12 protein-coding genes and 6 pseudogenes are annotated in these 17,204 nt (G+C 72.2%); 5 read left to right on the top strand and 13 right to left on the bottom strand.

Annotated elements, in window-relative coordinates; translation table 11 throughout:
• The 8 genes and pseudogenes from JM949_RS14665 to JM949_RS14630 form a co-directional block, all read right to left on the bottom strand.
• The coding region (locus JM949_RS14665; RefSeq protein WP_203149038.1) for an acyltransferase family protein at window positions 1–1,033 on the bottom strand (1,033 nt) is incomplete at its 3' end.
• A 142-nt stretch (window positions 1,034–1,175) separates the two neighbouring features.
• Window positions 1,176–2,072 (bottom strand): GTPase Era, encoded by an 897-nt coding sequence (gene era, locus JM949_RS14660; protein ID WP_407664772.1) that lies wholly within the window; start codon window positions 2,070–2,072, stop codon window positions 1,176–1,178.
• Between the two features lie 5 nt (window positions 2,073–2,077).
• A pseudogene (locus JM949_RS14655) lies at window positions 2,078–2,466 on the bottom strand (cytidine deaminase).
• A pseudogene (locus JM949_RS14650) lies at window positions 2,459–3,882 on the bottom strand (hemolysin family protein). The pseudogenes JM949_RS14655 and JM949_RS14650 overlap by 8 nt, the downstream one beginning before the upstream one ends.
• Complete coding sequence (gene ybeY, locus JM949_RS14645; RefSeq protein ID WP_030491788.1) at window positions 3,858–4,331, bottom strand: rRNA maturation RNase YbeY; 474 nt, start codon at window positions 4,329–4,331, stop codon at window positions 3,858–3,860. The pseudogene JM949_RS14650 and the gene ybeY overlap by 25 nt, the downstream one beginning before the upstream one ends.
• A gap of 15 nt (window positions 4,332–4,346) precedes the next feature.
• A complete protein-coding gene (locus JM949_RS14640) occupies window positions 4,347–5,405 on the bottom strand; it encodes a PhoH family protein (RefSeq protein WP_203149039.1) in 1,059 nt (352 codons plus the stop codon).
• Between the two features lie 131 nt (window positions 5,406–5,536).
• Window positions 5,537–6,882, bottom strand: a pseudogene (locus JM949_RS14635) (serine hydrolase domain-containing protein).
• A gap of 17 nt (window positions 6,883–6,899) precedes the next feature.
• Window positions 6,900–7,259 carry a histidine triad nucleotide-binding protein gene (locus JM949_RS14630; RefSeq protein ID WP_203149036.1) on the bottom strand — a complete coding sequence of 120 codons (360 nt, stop codon included), beginning with the start codon at window positions 7,257–7,259 and terminating at the stop codon, window positions 6,900–6,902.
• A 46-nt stretch (window positions 7,260–7,305) separates the two neighbouring features.
• Between JM949_RS14630 and JM949_RS14625 the strand changes: the two genes are divergently transcribed.
• Window positions 7,306–8,067, top strand: coding sequence for an SDR family NAD(P)-dependent oxidoreductase (locus tag JM949_RS14625; protein WP_203149035.1), 762 nt, complete (start codon window positions 7,306–7,308; stop codon window positions 8,065–8,067).
• A gap of 70 nt (window positions 8,068–8,137) precedes the next feature.
• Complete coding sequence (ppk2, locus tag JM949_RS14620; RefSeq protein ID WP_203149034.1) at window positions 8,138–9,049, top strand: polyphosphate kinase 2; 912 nt, start codon at window positions 8,138–8,140, stop codon at window positions 9,047–9,049.
• 19 nt (window positions 9,050–9,068) lie between these two features.
• Here the strand turns inward: ppk2 and JM949_RS14615 are convergent, their stop codons facing one another.
• From JM949_RS14615 to hrcA, 3 genes and pseudogenes are all read right to left on the bottom strand, one after another.
• On the bottom strand, window positions 9,069–9,803 hold the full coding sequence (locus tag JM949_RS14615; protein WP_203149033.1) for a 16S rRNA (uracil(1498)-N(3))-methyltransferase: 735 nt from the start codon (window positions 9,801–9,803) through the stop codon (window positions 9,069–9,071).
• Window positions 9,804–10,948: pseudogene (gene dnaJ, locus JM949_RS38810) on the bottom strand (molecular chaperone DnaJ). It lies immediately after the preceding gene.
• Window positions 10,949–11,021: 73 nt separating this feature from the next.
• On the bottom strand, window positions 11,022–12,044 hold the full coding sequence (hrcA, locus tag JM949_RS14605; protein WP_203149032.1) for a heat-inducible transcriptional repressor HrcA: 1,023 nt from the start codon (window positions 12,042–12,044) through the stop codon (window positions 11,022–11,024).
• A gap of 176 nt (window positions 12,045–12,220) precedes the next feature.
• Here hrcA and JM949_RS14600 point away from each other — a divergent pair, with 176 nt between their 5' ends.
• Window positions 12,221–12,865 carry a DUF4870 domain-containing protein gene (locus tag JM949_RS14600; protein ID WP_203149031.1) on the top strand — a complete coding sequence of 215 codons (645 nt, stop codon included), beginning with the start codon at window positions 12,221–12,223 and terminating at the stop codon, window positions 12,863–12,865.
• A gap of 65 nt (window positions 12,866–12,930) precedes the next feature.
• Here JM949_RS14600 and hemW read toward each other — a convergent pair.
• Window positions 12,931–14,155, bottom strand: a pseudogene (hemW, locus tag JM949_RS14595) (radical SAM family heme chaperone HemW).
• Between the two features lie 19 nt (window positions 14,156–14,174).
• On the opposite strand from hemW, the pseudogene JM949_RS14590 reads away from it, so the two are divergent.
• A pseudogene (locus tag JM949_RS14590) lies at window positions 14,175–14,982 on the top strand (enoyl-CoA hydratase-related protein).
• Window positions 14,983–15,039: 57 nt separating this feature from the next.
• Here the strand turns inward: JM949_RS14590 and JM949_RS14585 are convergent.
• Entirely contained in the window at window positions 15,040–15,804 is a 765-nt protein-coding gene (locus tag JM949_RS14585) for an SDR family NAD(P)-dependent oxidoreductase (protein ID WP_203149030.1), read from the bottom strand.
• A 319-nt stretch (window positions 15,805–16,123) separates the two neighbouring features.
• On the opposite strand from JM949_RS14585, the gene JM949_RS14580 reads away from it, so the two are divergent.
• Window positions 16,124–16,984, top strand: a complete 861-nt coding sequence (locus JM949_RS14580; protein ID WP_203149029.1) for a hypothetical protein — start codon at window positions 16,124–16,126, stop codon at window positions 16,982–16,984.
• The last annotated feature ends 220 nt before the right edge of the window (window positions 16,985–17,204 follow it).

Here is a 17,204-nt window from a genome sequence, read left to right as displayed (position 1 = left end):
CGGGCGGCGACCGCGTCGGGCGCCCGGCCGGCCGCGTCGAGCCGCCGGGAGTCAGCTCCGGTCGGCGACGGGCGGCCACGTCCTCGACCCACCCGACGGCAAGGGTGACCACCCCGACCAGGACGAAGACCAGCAGCACCCGGATGGCCAGGCCCACCGGGTCCTGGTGGGACCAGCCGACCACGTCGACGAGCGGGGTGAGCGCCACCACGAACGGCATGTGCCAGAGGTAGACGGTGAGCGCCCGCCGGTTGACCACGGTCACCACCCGGTCGGCCAGCCGGCTTCGGCCCAGCCAGGCCAGCCCGGCGGGCGCCCGACCCAGCACGATCAGGATGAACGCGGCCGACCAGAGGGCGTTGCCGAGGTGGTTGTCGTTCAGGTCGTACCCGCGCGGGCCGGGATGTCCGACGATCCACGCCCCGCCGCTCACCGCGAGAGCGAGCGCCACCGGGTAGAGCACCCGCCCGGTGAGTCGGCGCAGCATCCCGGCGTGGTGGGCGAAGCCGAGCAGCCACGCGCCGAAGTACAGCCCGAACTCGCGCAGCATCGGCGGTGCCGGGTAGATCCCCACCTCGATCGTCACCAACAGCAGGTACGGGGCGAGCACTGTGGGCAGCGGGGCACGCCGGAACAGCCAGAGCGCGACCGGTGAGGCGAGCACGAACCACAGGTAGTCGCGCAGGTACCAGATGATGCTCAGCGCCAGGGCCCCCCAGTGGTTGGCCGGCGGGTCGGCGATCGGGAACAGCCACAGCAGCACCCGAGGGGTCACCGGGAGCCCGGTGAGCAGCATGGCGGGTACGAAGACCGCGGCGAGCACCCATAGCGACGGCAACAACCGGCGCAGTCGACGGCCGACCGCCGCCGGCCCGGAACGGGTCAGCGACGCGGCCATCAGCGAGCCCGCCAGCGCGAACATCACCGACATGGCGGGGAAGACGAGGGTGAGGGTCGCCCACCCGGTGACGTGGTAGACCACCACTCGGACGATGGCCAGGAAACGGAGCAAGTCGAGGTACCTGTTGCGCATCAGCCTGCCTGGGTCCGGGGGCGCGGGGCGTAACTCCCCTACCCCGCACGCTGCCCGGACAAAACGGCCACGATCCCAACCGGACGTGAACATCCCCACCCGAAGGCGACGACCCGGCCGGCCGTCGCCTCGACGAGGTGGGTCAGAAGCCCAGCTTGCGCAGTTGCCTCGGGTCGCGCTGCCAGTCCTTCGCGACCCGCACGTGCAGGTCGAGATAGACCCGGCCGCCCAGCAGCTCCTCGATCTGCTTACGGGCGGTGGTGCCGACCTCCTTGAGCCGGCTCGCCTTGTGGCCGAGCACGATGGCCTTCTGGCTGGGCCGCTCCACGTACAGGTCGGCGTAGATCTTCATCACCTGACCCTCGGGGATCATCTCCTCCACCACCACGGCGATGGAGTGCGGCAGCTCGTCGCGAACCCCCTCCAGGGCGGCCTCCCGGATCAACTCCGCGACCAGCACCTGCTCGGGGTCGTCGGTGAGCATGTCGTCCGGATAGAGCTGCGGCGACGGCGGCAGGTAGCCGGTCATCACGTCGACGAGCGTGTCCACCTGGTGCCCGGACACCGCGCTCACCGGCACGATCTCCGCGAAGTCCCCCATTTTGCTGACCGCGAGCAGCTGCTCCGCCAGCTGGCGCTTGTCCACCAGGTCGGTCTTGGTGACCACCGCCAGCACTGTCGCCTTCAGCTCGGCCAGCTCGCCGGTGATGAACCGGTCACCGCGCCCGACCGGCTCGTTCGCCGGGATGCACAGACCGATCACGTCGACCTCCGTCCAGGTGGACCGGACCAGGTCGTTGAGGCGTTCGCCGAGCAGCGTACGGGGGCGGTGCAGGCCCGGGGTGTCGACCAGGACCAGCTGCGACTCCGGTCGGTGCAGCACCGCCCGGATGACGTGCCGGGTGGTCTGCGGCTTGTTCGAGGTGATCGCGATCTTGGTGCCCACGATGGCGTTGGTAAGCGTCGACTTGCCGGCGTTGGGCCGACCGACGAAACAGCCGAACCCGGCCCGGTACGGTCGCGCCTCCGGATCCTGCACCGGGCTCACTGGGCCACCGTGCCGATTACCGTGCCGTCCGGCGCGGCCACGTGGATCGGCGCGTCCGCCGCCAGGTCACGCACCGCCGCATGCCCCGCGCCGTCGAGCGTCGACGCCTCGGTCACCACCACCGCCGCCTCCAGCCGACTCGCCCCGGCCGCCACGGCCGACGCGACCGCCAACTGCAACGCGGTGAGGGTCAGCGAGGGCAGCGCGACACTCGCCGCTGCGTACGTCCGCCCGTCCTGATCCCGGACCGCGGCGCCCTCCACGGCGCGACCCGGGCACGGGCTCCCCGGGCCAGCACGACGAGCTTGCCGTCCTCGGCGCTCAGCGCGGTCGACGCGGCGGGGGTGGGCTGCTGGGCGGCGGGCGCGGCGGGTGTGTCAGGCATCGGCGGGTTGCCTCTCGTCGTCTCGGTAGTTGTCCGTGTCGTCCCCGGGGCCGGCGTGCTCACCACGCCCCGTGCTGTCCTGCTCGTGGCCCGGCTCCACCCTGCTGACCAGGACGGTGTCGATCCGGTTGCGCCGGCCGGTGGTGCCCTCGGCGACCAGCCGGAGACCGGCCACCTCGACCTCGGCGCCCGGGATCGGCACCGCCCGAGCGACTGGGCGAGCAGACCACCCACCGTCTCCACCTCGTCGGCGGGCAGATCGGTGTCGAACAGCTCGCCCAGATTCTCCACCGGCAGTCGGGCGGTCACCCGGACCGCCGAGTCCGCCAGCCGTTCGACCGGCGGGCGCTCGACATCGTACTCGTCGGTGATCTCACCGACGATCTCCTCCAGGATGTCCTCGATGGTGACCAGGCCACCGGTGCCGCCGTACTCGTCGACCACGATGACCAGGTGGTTGCGGGCGGCCTGCATCTCCGACAGCAGGTCGTCAACGGGCTTCGACTCCGGCACGAAGGTCGCCGGGCGCATCAGCTCGGCCACCGGCAACTGCTCGGCACCCGGGTCGCCGCCGCGGGACCGCCGGATCAGGTCCTTCAGGTAGAGCACGCCCAGCACGTCGTCGACGCTCTCGCCGATCACCGGGATGCGGGAGAAACCGGAACGCAGGAAGAGCGCCAGCGCCTGCGCGAGCGTCTTGCCCTCCTCGATCCACACCATCTCCGTGCGGGGCACCATCACCTCGCGGGCGATGGTGTCGCCGAGCGCGAAGACGGAGTGGATCATCTGACGCTCGCCGTGCTCGACCACGCCGCGCTGCTCCGCCAGGTCGACCAGCTCGCGCAACTCCACCTGGGTGGCGAACGGCCCCTCCCGGAAACCACGCCCCGGAGTGACCGCGTTGCCGATCAGGATCAGCAGCGACGCGAGCGGGTTGAGCGCCCGGCCCAGCCAGCGCACCAACGGCGCCACCGCACGACCCACGGCGTACGCGTGCTGCCGGCCGATGGTGCGCGGCGCGACGCCTACCACCACGAAGCTGACCACTGTCATCGCGCCGGCGGTCACCAGCGCCGCCCGCCAGCCGGCGCCGAAGCTGTCCACCGCGACCAGCGCCACCAGCGTGGTGGCGGTCAGCTCGGCGAGCAGCCGCAACAGCAGGAGCAGGTTGAGGTGCCGGACGACATCGCCCGCGACGACCTGGAGGGTGCGGGCGCCGCGCACGCCGTCGCGGGCCAGTTCGGCGGCCCGCGCCGGTGACACCGCGGCGAGCGCCGCCTCGGTCATCGCGATCAGACCGGCCAACACCACCAGGCCGGCCGCGAAGACGATCAGCTGCAGGTCGGGAAGGCCGGCGGTGGCGCCGGCCGCCAGTAACGGAGGAGTGGACATCACTGGGTGCGGGTCGACCGCCAGCTCGCCAGCAGTCGAGCCTGGAGGGCGAACATCTCCCGCTCCTCCTCCGGCTCGGCGTGGTCGTAGCCGAGCAGATGCAGCACCCCGTGCACGGTGAGCAGGTGCAGCTCGTCGGCGGGCGCGTGCCCGGCGGTCGCCGCCTGCTTGGCCGCGACCTCCGGGCAGAGCACGATGTCACCGAGCAGGGCGGGCTCGCCGCCGGCCGGTGCGGACTCGCCCGGGCCGTGGTCGACGCTGCCCTCGTCCATGGGGAAGGCGAGCACGTCGGTCGGACCGTCGCCGCCCATCCAGCGATGGTTCAGCTCGGTCATGTAGTCGATGTCGACCAACAGCACGGACAACTCGGCAAGGGGGTTGACCCCCATCTCGTCGAGGGCGTGCCGGGCGACGGCGAGCACGGCGTCGGTGTCGACGTCGACACCGGACTCGTTGGCGATCTCGATGGACAACTGCTTTCCTCTGCTTTAGCGGCGGCGGCCGGCCCGGCCGCCCTGGGCGGGTCGCCCCGGCACGGCGTGAACGCCCTGCGCCTGCTGGTTCTCCCGCTCGGCGTCCCAGCGGGCGTACGCGTCGACGATCTCCCCGACCAGCTGGTGGCGGACCACGTCGGAGCTGGACAACTGGGAGAAGTGCACGTCCTCCACGTTGCCCAGGATCTCCCGGACGACCCGCAGCCCGCTGCTCGTCCCGCCGGGAAGGTCCACCTGGGTGATGTCACCGGTCACGACGATCTTGGAGTTGAAGCCGAGCCGGGTGAGGAACATCTTCATCTGCTCGGGCGTGGTGTTCTGCGCCTCGTCCAGGATGATGAACGCGTCGTTGAGGGTACGGCCCCGCATGTAGGCCAGCGGGGCGACCTCGATCGTGCCGGCGGCCATCAGCTTGGGGATCGTCTCCGGGTCGAGCATGTCGTGCAGCGCGTCGTAGAGCGGGCGCAGGTACGGGTCGATCTTCTCGTTGAGCGTGCCGGGCAGGAAGCCCAGCCGCTCACCCGCCTCCACCGCCGGCCGGGTCAGGATGATCCGGTTGACCTGCTTGGCCTGCAACGCCTGGACGGCCTTCGCCATCGCCAGGTAGGTCTTACCGGTGCCGGCCGGGCCGATGCCGAAGACGATGGTGTTCGAGTCGATCGCGTCGACGTACCGCTTCTGCCCGAGGGTCTTGGGGCGGATGGTGCGCCCGCGCCGGGAGAGGATGTTGAGCGTCAGGACCTCGGCGGGCCGCTCGGCGCTGCCCTGCTCGAGCATGCCGACGGTACGCCGGACGGCGTCAGTGGTCAGGGTCTCGCCTTTCTCGATGAGTTCGAGCAGCTCACTGAAGACTCGCTCGGCGAGGGCGTTGTCCGCGGGTTCACCGGTGATGGTGATCTCGTTGCCACGGACGTGCACGTCACTGTTGACCGAGCGTTCGACGAGTCGAAGGATCTCGTCGCCAGCGCCGAGCAGATTGACCATGATCTTCGGGTCGGGCACGGTGATCCTGGTCTGCACCCGGGGCGGGCCGGGAGGTGGGGTGCCGGTCATAGGTCGGGCCGAAGGGCCCTGCGCCACCTGCTCTCGATCTCGGCGCCGGCCGGTTGGCCTGGCGTGCGGACGTTACCCCCATCGTATCGGGTCAACGCGGGCCGCATCGCGTCCATTTCCGCTGGCCGCGATCAACTTCCGGCCCGGAAGTCGTACCTGTCGAAGGTCTCCTGGTGGCGGGTGAACCGGTACGTCGCCCAGTGCATCCGGACCACCACGCCAGCCTCGTCCCGGGTCAACCGCAGCAGCTCGCCGACCTCCCGACCGGAGGCCGTGCGGAACACGTCCGGCTGGTCGGCAGCGGGGTGAAGATCGCCGGCGGACGTCCGTCCGGATCGCCGGCCCCGCGCGCCCGCAGGACACCGTCATGCCAGCAGAAGACGTACTCGGACCCCTCCCCCCACCAGCGGCCGAGCACCCCCCGCAGGGCCGCCGGCGCGGGTGCGCCGGGCCGCCAGGGTTCGATCTCGGCCGGATCGTGCTCCACCGCCGCGGCGAGCAGCCGGTGCGGCAGGTCGAACACGTCGTTCGCTGTGCCGGACGAGCCGAGCACCGCCGCGCCCATCGCCCCGGGGGTGCCGTCGCCGCCCCGCCGGCCGTACACCCCGGCGAGGAACCCGGGCATCGCCCCGTCGTGCCCCACGTGCACGACCCGCTCCCCCTGCGGGATCAGGATCAACCCGAGCCCGAAGCCCGCGCTCCAGAGGGTCTCGTCGGTGGTGGTCAGCGGCCAGCGCATCTCGTCCAGGGTGGCCGGGGCGAGGACCGCGCCGGCCGGGTCCAGCGCCGCCGGGTCGGCCAGGAACGCCGCCCAGCGGGCCATGTCGGTCGCCGTGCTCCAGAGCTGGGCGGCCGGGCCGACCGCGCCGAAGTCGGTGGGCGGTTCCGGGTGCGCCTCGTCGGAGTACGCGTCGACCAGGAAGCCGGTGGCCGCCGAGGGTCGGGGGGTCACCGTGGTGTCGGTCAGTCCCAGCGGCGTCAGGATCCGCTCGGTGAGCGCCTGCGCCCAGGTTCCGCCCCGCAGCCGGGCGACGAGTTGGCCGAGCACGGCCAGGCCCAGGTTGGAGTAGTGGAACCGGCGGCCGGTCGGCAGCACCCGCTCGGCCCGGTCCAGCTCGGCGACCAGCTGGTCCGCGTCCGGTGCGCGCAGGCTGTCCCACACGTCGCCGAACGGCTCGCGTTGCAGGCCACCGGTGTGCGACAGCAACCGACGGACGGTCAGCTCGCCGTGCGCCGGGAGGGCCAGGTGCCGACCCACCGGGTCGTCCAGGTCCAGCAGCCCGTCGTCGCGGCACTGGAGGACCAGCACCGCGGTGAAGGTCTTGGTGACCGAGCCGATCCGGAACTGGGTGTCCGACCCGAGCGGGCTGTCGGTGCCGCTCTGGCCGACGGTGCAGCTCCAGAGCGGTCGGTCGGCCCGGTGCAGCGCCGCCGACACCGCCGGTATCCGGGCCTCGGCCTGCACCCGCCGGACCATCCGGTCCAGGCTCTCGGTCACGCCAGGTTCCGGGCGAGCATGGGCCCGAGCGGTGCCCCACCGAGCAGGTGCGCGTGCACGTGGAACACCTCCTGCCCGCCGTAGCCGCCGGTGTTGAACATCAGCCGGAAACCGTCGCCGAGCAGGCCCTCGTCCTCGGCCACGGCGGCGGAGGTGGCGAGCACGTCCGCGGCCAGCGCCGGGTCGCCCTGGGCGAGCGTGGCCACGTCGGCGTAGTGCTCCTTCGGAACGACCAGGACGTGCACCGGCGCCTTCGGGTCGATGTCGCGGAAGGCGAGCGTGGTGTCGGTCTCCCGGACCACGGTGGCCGGGATCTCCCCGGCGACGATGCGGCAGAACAGGCAGTCGGATCCCATCGGGGCAGTGTAGAGAGGCGACGGCGGCTCGGGCAGGATGGCCGCCATGACGGATCGAGCGGTTCTCGTGACCGGGGCTTCGCGCGGAATCGGCCGGGCGGTGGCGGTGGCCTTCGCGGCCGGCGGGGACCGGGTGGCGATCCACCACCGCGACTCCGCCGAGGCGGCCGAGCAGCTGCGGGCGGAGTTGCCCGGCACCGGGCACGTGGTGGTCCGCGCCGACCTCACCGACCCGGCCGCGATCCGGGTCATGGTCGACCGGGCCGCCGAGCTGCTCGGCGGTCTGGACGTGCTGGTCAACAACGCCGGGACGTACGGCGACCGGGACGATCCGCACCCGATCTTCGGCGCCTCCTACGAGCAGTGGCAGCAGCGCTGGCGGCAGGTGCTGGAGACCAACCTGACCGGCGCCGGCAACGTCACCTGGTGCGCCGCCCAGCACCTGCGTGAGCGCGGCGGTCGGATCGTCAACGTCTCGTCCCGGGGCGCGTTCCGGGGCGAGCCGCACCAGCCGGCGTACGGGGCGAGCAAGGCGGGGCTGAACGCGCTGGGTCAGTCCCTCGCCGTGGCCCTCGCGCCGTACGGCATCGCGGTCGCCACCGTCGCGCCGGGCTTCGTGGCGACCGACATGGTCGCCGAGTACCTGAGCGGCGAGCAGGGCGCGGCGATCCGGGCGCAGAGCCCGTTCGACCGGGTGGCCCGGCCGGAGGAGATCGCCGCCGCCGTGCACTGGCTGGCCTCGCCGGAGGCCGAGTGGGCCTCCGGCACGATCGTGGACCTGAACGGCGCCTCCTACCTGCGCAGCTAGGTCGGCACCGGGGGCATTTCACCCGACCAGGGGGTGGTTGGCGGCTGCCGGGCGGGTAAGTCCTCTCGACATGGCCGACTCCGCGTTGCTGGACCTGACCGCCGACTACCGGGTGGCCGACGGCCACGACGACGACCCCGTCCTGCTTCGCCCCGACGGCACGCCCGTCGACACCTGGCGCGAGGAGTACCCGTACGACGAGCGGCTGGACCGCGACGCGTACGACAGTGACAAGCGGCTGCTCCAAATCGAGCTGCTGAAGCTCCAGGATTGGATCAAGGAGTCCGGCGAGCGACTGGTGATCCTCTTCGAGGGCCGGGACGCGGCCGGCAAGGGTGGCACCATCAAACGCTTCATGGAGCACCTCAACCCGCGGGGCGCCTCGGTGGTGGCGCTGGCCAAGCCGGACGAGCGGGAAGCCGGCCAGTGGTACTTCCAACGGTGGTTGGCGCACCTGCCGGCGGCCGGCGAGATCGTGCTGTTCGACCGGTCCTGGTACAACCGGGCCGGCGTGGAGCGGGTGATGGGCTTCTGTAGCCGCAAGGAGTATCTGGAGTTCCTGCGGCAGGCCCCCGAGCTGGAACGGATGCTGGTGCGCTCGGGCATCCGGTTGGTCAAGTTCTGGTTCTCCGTCTCACAGAACGAGCAGCGCACCCGGTTCGCCATCCGCCAGGTCGATCCGGTCCGGCAGTGGAAGCTCTCCCCGATGGACATCGCCTCGCTGGACCGGTGGGACGAGTACACCGAGGCCAAGGAGGCGATGTTCTTCTGGACCGACACCGCCGACGCGCCGTGGACGGTGGTGAAGAGCAACGACAAGAAGCGGGCCCGGCTGGAGGCGATGCGCCACGTGCTGAACCGCTTCGACTACACCGACAAGATGCCCGAGGTCGTCGGCACCCCGGACCCGATGATCATCGGGCCGGCCGGGCTGGACCTGGGGCCGGAGGAGGAGGTCGTGCCGGTCTTCCCTCGCCCCTGACAGCTCAGCCGACGACCGGTCACCAGCGGCCGAGGCGGGTGGCGAGCACGCTGAGCGCGGCCACCCCGGCGGTGGAGGTGCGCAGCACGGAGGGCCCGAGGCGTACGGGTCGCCCGCCGGCCTCCCGGAAGGCGCTCAGCTCGGCCGGGGCGATGCCACCCTCCGGGCCGACCACCAGGACGATCTCACCGGCGGAGGGCAGCTCGGCGGTGGTGAGCCGCTCCTCGGCCTCCTCGTGCAGCACGAACCCGGCGGCGGCGCCGGCGATCCGCCGGGCCACCGTCGCCGTGGACTCGTCCGGCGCACCGGCCACCACCGGCAGCCACGGCCGGCGGGCCTGCTTGGCCGCCTCCCGGGCGGTGGCCACCCACTTCTCCCGGGCGCGTACGCCCCGGTCACCGCGCCACTGGGTCACCGAGCGCGACGCCGCCCAGGGGACGATCTCGTCCACCCCGACCTCGGTCATCGCCTGCACGGCCAGCTCGCCCCGGTCGCCCTTCGCGATGCCCTGCACGGTCACCAGGCGGGGTACCGGCGCGTCCGCGTACCCCCGGGAGGTGACGGTGACGTCCAGGCTGCCCCGGCCGACGGCGGTGACCACGGCGGCGGCGGTGCCGCCCCGGCCGTCGGCGAGCAGCAGCTCCTCGCCGACGCGCAGCCGCTGCACGGTGGCGGCGTGGTGCCCCTCCGGACCGTCCAGGGTCAGCGCGTCACCGGTGGGCAGCGCCTCGACCAGGAACAGCGGTGCTGACACTCAGGCGTGCCCGTTGAACGCGTCGCGCATCCGGGAGAAGAAGCCGCCCTGCTTGGATAACTCGGCGACCTCCTCGCCACGGGTCTTGGCGAAGTCGCGCAGCATCTTCTCCTGGTCCGGGTCGAGCTTGGTCGGCGTGCGCACGTCCAGGTGCACGTAGAGGTCCCCCCGGCCGGTGCCGCGCAGGTGCGGCACACCCCGGGCGCGCAACCGCAGGGTGCTGGCCGGCTGGGTGCCGGCCTTGACGTCGACCGTCTCCTCGCTGTCCAGCGTCTTGATGGTCAACCGGGTGCCCAGCGCGGCCGCCGTCATCGGCACTGTGACGCGGCAGTGCAGGTCGTCGCCCTTGCGGGAGTAGACGTCGTGCGGGCGTTCGTGAATCTCCACGTAGAGGTCACCGGCGGTGCCGCCACCGGGACCAACCTCACCCTGCTGGGCCAGCCGGATCCGCATGCCGTCCTCGACGCCGGCCGGGATCTTGACGGTCAGCGAGCGCCGGGTGCGCACCGGCCGTCGCCGGCGCAGGTGGGGCAGGGGTGCGGGATGGTGGTGCCGTAGCCCTGGCACACGGTGCACGGCCGGGCGGAGACCACCTGGCCGAGGAAGGTGCGCTGCACCGACTGCACCTCGCCCCGACCGCCGCACGCCTCGCAGGTCGCCAGGTGCGTCCCGGCGGCCGTGCCGGCGCCGGAGCAGGTGGTGCAGAGCACCGCAGTGTCGACGGTGATCGGCGCCTCGACACCGAACGCCGTCTCGTGCAGGTCGAGTTCGAGCCGCAGGATCGCGTCGGCGCCCGGCCGGGTACGCGGCCGTGGGCCACGAGCGCCACCGCCGGCACCGCCGAAGAACGCGTCCATGATGTCCTGGAAACCGACGAACGGGCCGGCACCGCCGGGACCTCCCGGGCCGCCGGCGCCACCGCCGCCCGGGGCGAGCGGGTCGCCACCCAGGTCGACGATCTGCCGCTTCCGGTCGTCCGAGAGGACCTCGTACGCGGCGTTGATGTCCTTGAACTTCTCCTGAGCCTCCGGGTCCGGATTGACGTCCGGGTGGAACTGGCGCGCCAGTTTGCGGTAGGCGCGCTTGATCTCGTCATCGGAGGCTTCCCGGCTCACACCGAGAATGCCGTAGTAGTCCCTGGCCACTGCGTTCCGTGTCCTCATGTTCGTCTCGCGTTGCGCCGACCGGCGGCCGCAGCCGGCCGTCGGCCCTGACTGGTCAGTTCTGGGCCAGCAACTCGCCCACGTAGCGTGCCACGGCGCGCACCGTGGCGATATTGCCGGGGTAGTCCATCCTGGTGGGCCCCAGCACCCCGAGGCCGCCGACGATGGTGCTGCCCGGGCCGTACCCCGTGCTGACCACCGAGGCGGCCCGCAGGTTGTCGAACTCGTTCTCGTCGCCGATCAACACCCGGGTCGTGCTCGGCTCGGTCTCGCCGATGAGCTTGAGGAGCACGACCTCCTCTTCCAGCGCCTCGAGGATCGGCCGCAGGGAACCCTGGAAGTCGAGCAGGCCACCCCGGGTGAGGTTGGCGGTGCCGGCCAGCGCGATGCGTTCCTCGTGTCGTTCGACGAGCGTCTCCAGGAGCACCGTGGAGAGCGTGGTCATCGCCGGACGCAGTTCGGCCGGGACCTCCTCGACCAGCGCCTGCACCAGCGGCGGCGTGTCGGACAGCCGGGCGCCGGCGAGCTTCTCGTTGACCAGCCGACGCAGGTCGGTGACGTCGTCGGCGGGCACCGGTCCGGGCAACTCCACCAGCCGCTGCTCCACCCGCCCGGTGTCAGCGATCATGACGAGCATCAGCCGGGTGGTGGAGATCGGCACCAGCTCCAGGTGCCGCACCGAGGAGCGGGCCAGGCTCGGGTACTGCACGACGGCCACCTGCCGGGTCAGCTGGGCGAGCAGCCGCACCGTGCGGTGCACCACGTCGTCGAGGTCGACCGCGCCGACCAGAAAGCGCTCGATGGCCCGCCGCTCGGCCGGGCTGAGCGGCTTGACCCGGGACAACCGGTCGACGAAGAGGCGGTAACCACGGTCGGTGGGCACCCGGCCGGCACTGGTGTGCGGCTGCCGGATGTAGCCCTCCTCCTCCAGCACCGCCATGTCGTTGCGGACCGTGGCCGGGGACACTCCGAGCTGGTGCCGCTCGACCAGCGCCTTGCTGCCGACCGGCTCCTGGGTGGAGACGTAGTCCTCGACGATGGCGCGGAGCACGGCGAGTTTCCGGTCGTCGAGACCCATCCTCCGCACCTCCTGTCGCACGTCGGCCGCCGGCGCGCTGGGCCGGCCGGGCCGCTCCTGGCACTCGACTGTAGCGAGTGCCAGTCTACGTCGGCGTACCCGCCGGCGCGATGATCAACGGAGCCGGACGGTGTCGAACTGGTGCCGCGTTGCCGTGGGCCCCTACCGTGACACTCATGACTGAACCTCCTCGCCCTCCCGGAGCCGGTGACCCTGGCCACAACCCTCCGGAACCCACCTCCCCCGGCCCGTTCCCGTCGGCCGAGCCCCCCACCGCACCACTGTCCGGGGCACCCGGCCCGGGCGGCTATCCCCCGGCCGGTGGCTATCCGCCGCCCACCGGTGACCAACCGACGTCAGGCGGCTACCCTCCGGCAGGCGGCTATCCTCCGCCCGGCGGCTATCCCCCGCCCGGCGGCTATCCCCCAGCCGGCGGCTACCCCGGCGGTGGGGCCTACGGGGGTCCCGGTGGCGGTTACGCCAACAACGAGGACAAGACCTGGGCCCTCGTAGCGCACTTCGGCGGCGCCCTCGGCGCTCTGGTCAGCTTCGGTCCGCTGGGCTTCGTCGCCCCGCTCATCGCCTACCTGGCGCGCGGCAACCAGTCCCCGACCGTCCGGGCGCACGCCCTGGCCGCCCTGAACTTCCAGATCCTCTGGTCGATCATCGCGTTCGTGCTGCTCTTCGTGAGCTGGTGCCTGCTCTTCCTGCCCAGCGTCGCGGTCGTGCTGATCCAGATCATCTTCGGGATCATCGCCGGCATGAAGGCCAACGAGGGCAGCCCCTACCGCTACCCGATGTCCGCCAGCTTCATCAAGTGAGCCGGGCCGCCGCTCCCCCGGCCGGCCCGGTCCACCGCCGCCCCGGCCCCGGGCGGCGGGCCCGCTCAGGGCAGCAGGTCGCGCACGACCGCGTCGGCCGAGCAACCGCCCCCGCAGGGTGACGCACCGCCCGACCGGTCGCGTACGCCTCGGCGTCCAGCAGGCCGTCGGTTCGCGCCCGCTCGGCGCCGGCCCGGCCCGCGGCGTCGAGCACCGCCAGCGGCAGACCGCTGGCCAGCCGCAGCCGGAGCATCACGTCCTCCATGTGCGCCTCGTCGACAGTGAGCACCTCCCGGGCCAGGCCGGGAGAGGCGCCCTCGGCCAGCCGCTTCGCGTACGCCGAGGGGTGTTTGACGTTCCACCAGCGCACCCCACCGACGTGGCTGTGCGCCCCCGGCCCCAGGCCCCACCAGTCCGCGCCGGTCCAGTAGAGCAGGTTGTGCCGGCACCGGGCCTCGTCGTCACGCGCCCAGTTGGAGACCTCGTACCAGGACAGCCCGGCCGCGTCGAGGGCAGCCTCCGCGGCCAGGTAGCGGTCCGCGGCCACGTCGTCACTGGGGTACGCCAGCTCACCGCGCCTCATCCGGGCGGCGAGCCGGGTGCCGTCCTCGACGATCAGGGCGTACGCGCTGACGTGGTCCACCCCGGCGGCGACGACCTGCTCCAGCGAGGCGGCGAAGTCCTCAACGCGCTCGCCCGGGGTGCCGTAGATCAGATCCAGGTTGACGTGCTCGAACCCGGCCTCGCGCGCCTCCAGCGCGGCAGCGGTGGCCCGACCCGCGCTGTGCTTGCGGTCCAGGATCGCCAGCACCCCCGGGGAGGCGGACTGCATGCCCAGCGAGATCCGGGTGTACCCGGCGGCGCGCAGCAGCGCCAACGACTCCGGGGTGACCGACTCGGGGTTGGCCTCGGTGGTCACCTCGCGCCGGCGGCCAGCCCCCAGGTGCGGTCGATGCCGTCCAGAATCCGGGCCAGGTCGTCGGCGGGGAGCAGGGTCGGGGTACCGCCGCCGACGAAGACGGTGTCGACCCGGGGCGGCGGGTTGTCGCCGAGCACCCGGGCGGCGAGCGCCAGCTCGGTCAGGACGGCGTCGGCGTACCCCTCGCGGCTGGCACCGCCACCCAGCTCGGCGGCGGTGTAGGTGTTGAAGTCGCAGTAGCCGCAGCGACTGGCGCAGAACGGGACGTGCACGTACACGCCGAAGCCGCGCGCGCCGACCGCGGTGGTGGCGGTGGCGGGCAGCGATCCGTCGACGGGGACGGTCTCACCATCTGGAAGGACGCCGGGCATGGCCACTAGTGTGCCCGGCATGACCTCTCCCGACGTCCTCGTGCGGGTCGCCACGGCCCGTGGGGTGACCACGCTCACCCTGGACAGCCCGGACAACCGCAACGCGCTCTCCACCGGCCTGATGACCCAGCTGCTGGCCGGGCTGGCGGACGCGGTCGCCGACGAGGCGGTGCGGGTGATCGTGCTCGACCACACCGGCCCGGTCTTCTGCTCGGGTGCGGATCTGAAAGAGACCGCCGCGGCGTACACCAGCGGGACGGTTCCGGCCGGCATGCTGGGTGACGTGCTCGCGGCGCTCTGGGACTGCCCAAAGCCGGTGCTGGCCCGGGTCGCCGGGCGGCCCGGGCGGCGGGCTCGGCCTGATCGCCGCCGCCGACCTGGCGGTCTGCGCCGACCAGGCGACGTTCGCGTTCACCGAGGTACGCATCGGGGTGATCCCGGCGGTGATCTCGGCGACCGTGCTGCCCCGGCTGCACCCCCGGGCCGCCGCCGAGCTGTACCTGACCGGGGACACCTTCGACGGGCGGCGTGCCGCCGAGGTCGGTCTGGTCACGGCCTCGGTGCCGGCGGACGCGCTGGACGAGGCGGTGCGGGGTTACTGCGACTCGCTGGTCCGGGGCGCGCCCGGCGCGCTGGCCGGCGCGAAGGATCTGCTGCGCCGACCGGGCTCCGCCGAGCTCCGCGCCGACCTGGGCCGACTCTCCGCCCTCTCGACCGGCTACTTCCTCTCCGACGAGGGACGCGAGGGGGTCACCGCGTTTCGGGAGAAACGACCGGCTCGCTGGGTGGCCGCTCTGGACGGTGGTTCCGCTGATCATGCCGGGTAGGACCGGGAGTCGCCGGGACGCCGTCTTCGCTCGGCGGCGTCCCGGCCGGCACCCGGGTCACCACGCCGTCGCGCCGCCGTCGACGGGGTAGTTGGCGCCGGTGATGTACGACGCCCGGTCGGAGGCGAGGAAGACCACCAGTTCGGCGACCTCCTCGGGCTGCGCGAAGCGCTTGAGCAGCGTCTTGGCGGTGATCGCGTCCCGGGCCGCCTGGTCGTCGCCCAGGTCGCGCTCGCTCGCCGGGCTGATGATCGGCCCGGGGCTGACCGCCACCGCCCGGATGCCGTGTGGCGCGCCTTCGAGGGCGAGCTGTCGGGTCAGCCCGATGACGCCGGCGTTCGCCGCGGTGTGGCCGACCATGGGGGGCACGTGGCCAGCGATCATCCCCGCCATGGAGGCGGCGTTGATGATCACGCCACCGCCGCGCCGGACCAGGTGCGGCCAGGCGAACTTCGACACGAAGTACGGAATGTCGAGTTCTCCGGTGATGGTGTACCGCCAGTCTTCCACCGAGAAGTCGGGCAGCGGACCGAAGCGGAGTGCCGCCGCGTTGTTGTAGACCACGTCCAGCCCGCCGTAGGCCGTCGCGGCGTCCTCGACGAACTGCCGCACCTGCTCCGGGTCGGTGAGGTCGACCGGGGCGATGCCGGTCATCTCACCGCCGGCCCGGCGGACCAGCTCGACCGTCTCGTTGTTGCCGTCGATCTGGAGGTCGACGCCGACGACCTTTGCGCCTTCCCGGGCGAAAGTCAGTGCCGCGACCCGGCCCAGACCCCCACCGGTGCCGGTGACCAGCACTACCTTGCCATCCATCGTTCCCATGGAACGCCTCCTCCTCCGTGACCAGCCCATCCGGGTTCGGAGGGCTGTCGGATTGACGTGTCAACTTCGTCAAGTCCTTGACCAGTCAATCGCTTCCCGTCGTGGTGGCACCGGTGACGGGCACAACAGCCATCAACCGCTCCGGTGACGGAACGATGCGGCAGGTGAGATCGGGCCCACAGTGGGAACGTCGCCAACCGGTACGGGACGGCGGAGCAGACCCCGAAGCGGTCAGAGCTGGCCGAGCCGGGCCCGAAACGCTCGGACGACCCGGAGCGGGCGTGCGGGGACGTACGCTTGTCAGACTGTCGATCTGGGGGTGTGGGTGCGAACTCGGGCAACCGTGGCGGGTGCAGTGGTGCTGATCCTCGTCGCCGTGACCGCGATCTGGCTCGTCGTACGCCAGCTCGGTGACGACCTGGGGTTGCCGCTGATGGCACGCAAGTGCACCGTGCAGGCCGACGGCCGGGTCGCGCTGGACGCCGACCAGATGGCCAACGCGGCGACAATCGCGGCGATCGGCGCGAAGCGTGGCATGCCGGAGCGGGCGGTCGTGGTCGCGCTCGCCACCGCGTACCAGGAGTCCGGGCTGCGCAACCTGGCCGACGGCGACCGTGACTCGGTCGGCCTCTTCCAGCAGCGACCGAGCCAGGGCTGGGGCACCGCGGCGCAGATCCGCGACCAGCGCTACGCGGCCAACCGGTTCTACGCCGCCCTGAAGAAGGTGCGCGGGTGGGAGAAGATGCGGGTCACCGATGCCGCCCAGCGGGTGCAGCGCTCGGCCTTCCCGGAGGCCTACCAGAAGTGGGCCGACGACTCCGAGGTGCTCACCCGGGCCCTGCTCGGCGACGCCAGCGGCGCGGTCACCTGCACGGTGGGGCGTACCCCGGCGATGCACGGCGCGGCGGCGGCCGCGCAACTGACCCGCAACCTGGTGCTGGACTGGGGGTTGAAGGGCACCGACCCGACGGATGCGACAGGGCTCGCGGTGACTCCGGGCGACCAGCGCGACGGCTGGCGGTACGCGCACTGGCTGGTGTCGCACGCGCAGGATCACGGCGTGAAGCGGGTCCGGTTCGGTGAGCTGGAATGGACCGCCCGGGGCGGCTCCTGGGGTCGGGTGGACGGGCAGCAGAGCCCGGCCGGCCAGGTGGTGGCCGAGGTGTTCAACGAGGGTTGACCGACCCGGATCTCTTAACCGGCAGTCACCGCGCAATCGGACAAATTCTCCCAGACCGCCTTATCGATCATAGAAAACTCACCGTGTGCAGTTTCTTCGCTGCGCGCGGTCCCACCGCCGCCGTTTCCCGCCCCACGCCCTCCCCGACGCCGATGTCCTCGCGTTACGATCGGCGGCCTGTGCCAGAAAAGGTTTCACCTCATGGGGAGGGGTACGACGC

The sequence above is a fragment of the Micromonospora tarensis genome (assembly GCF_016803395.1).
Lineage (GTDB): Bacteria > Actinomycetota > Actinomycetes > Mycobacteriales > Micromonosporaceae > Micromonospora > Micromonospora tarensis.
This window is presented reverse-complemented; position numbering and strand designations above follow the sequence as displayed.

Bases quoted from the DNA above. Each gene is read 5' to 3' on its own strand.
- JM949_RS14630 (WP_203149036.1), bottom strand. From the start codon at position 7,259: ATGGGATCCGACTGCCTGTTCTGCCGCATCGTCGCCGGGGAGATCCCG.
- JM949_RS14640 (WP_203149039.1), bottom strand. From the start codon at position 5,405: ATGACCGGCACCCCACCTCCCGGCCCGCCCCGGGTGCAGACCAGGATC.
- JM949_RS14585 (WP_203149030.1), bottom strand. From the start codon at position 15,804: ATGGGAACGATGGATGGCAAGGTAGTGCTGGTCACCGGCACCGGTGGG.
- hrcA (WP_203149032.1), bottom strand. From the start codon at position 12,044: ATGGGTCTCGACGACCGGAAACTCGCCGTGCTCCGCGCCATCGTCGAG.
- ppk2 (WP_203149034.1), top strand. From the start codon at position 8,138: ATGGCCGACTCCGCGTTGCTGGACCTGACCGCCGACTACCGGGTGGCC.
- JM949_RS14625 (WP_203149035.1), top strand. From the start codon at position 7,306: ATGACGGATCGAGCGGTTCTCGTGACCGGGGCTTCGCGCGGAATCGGC.
- JM949_RS14600 (WP_203149031.1), top strand. From the start codon at position 12,221: ATGACTGAACCTCCTCGCCCTCCCGGAGCCGGTGACCCTGGCCACAAC.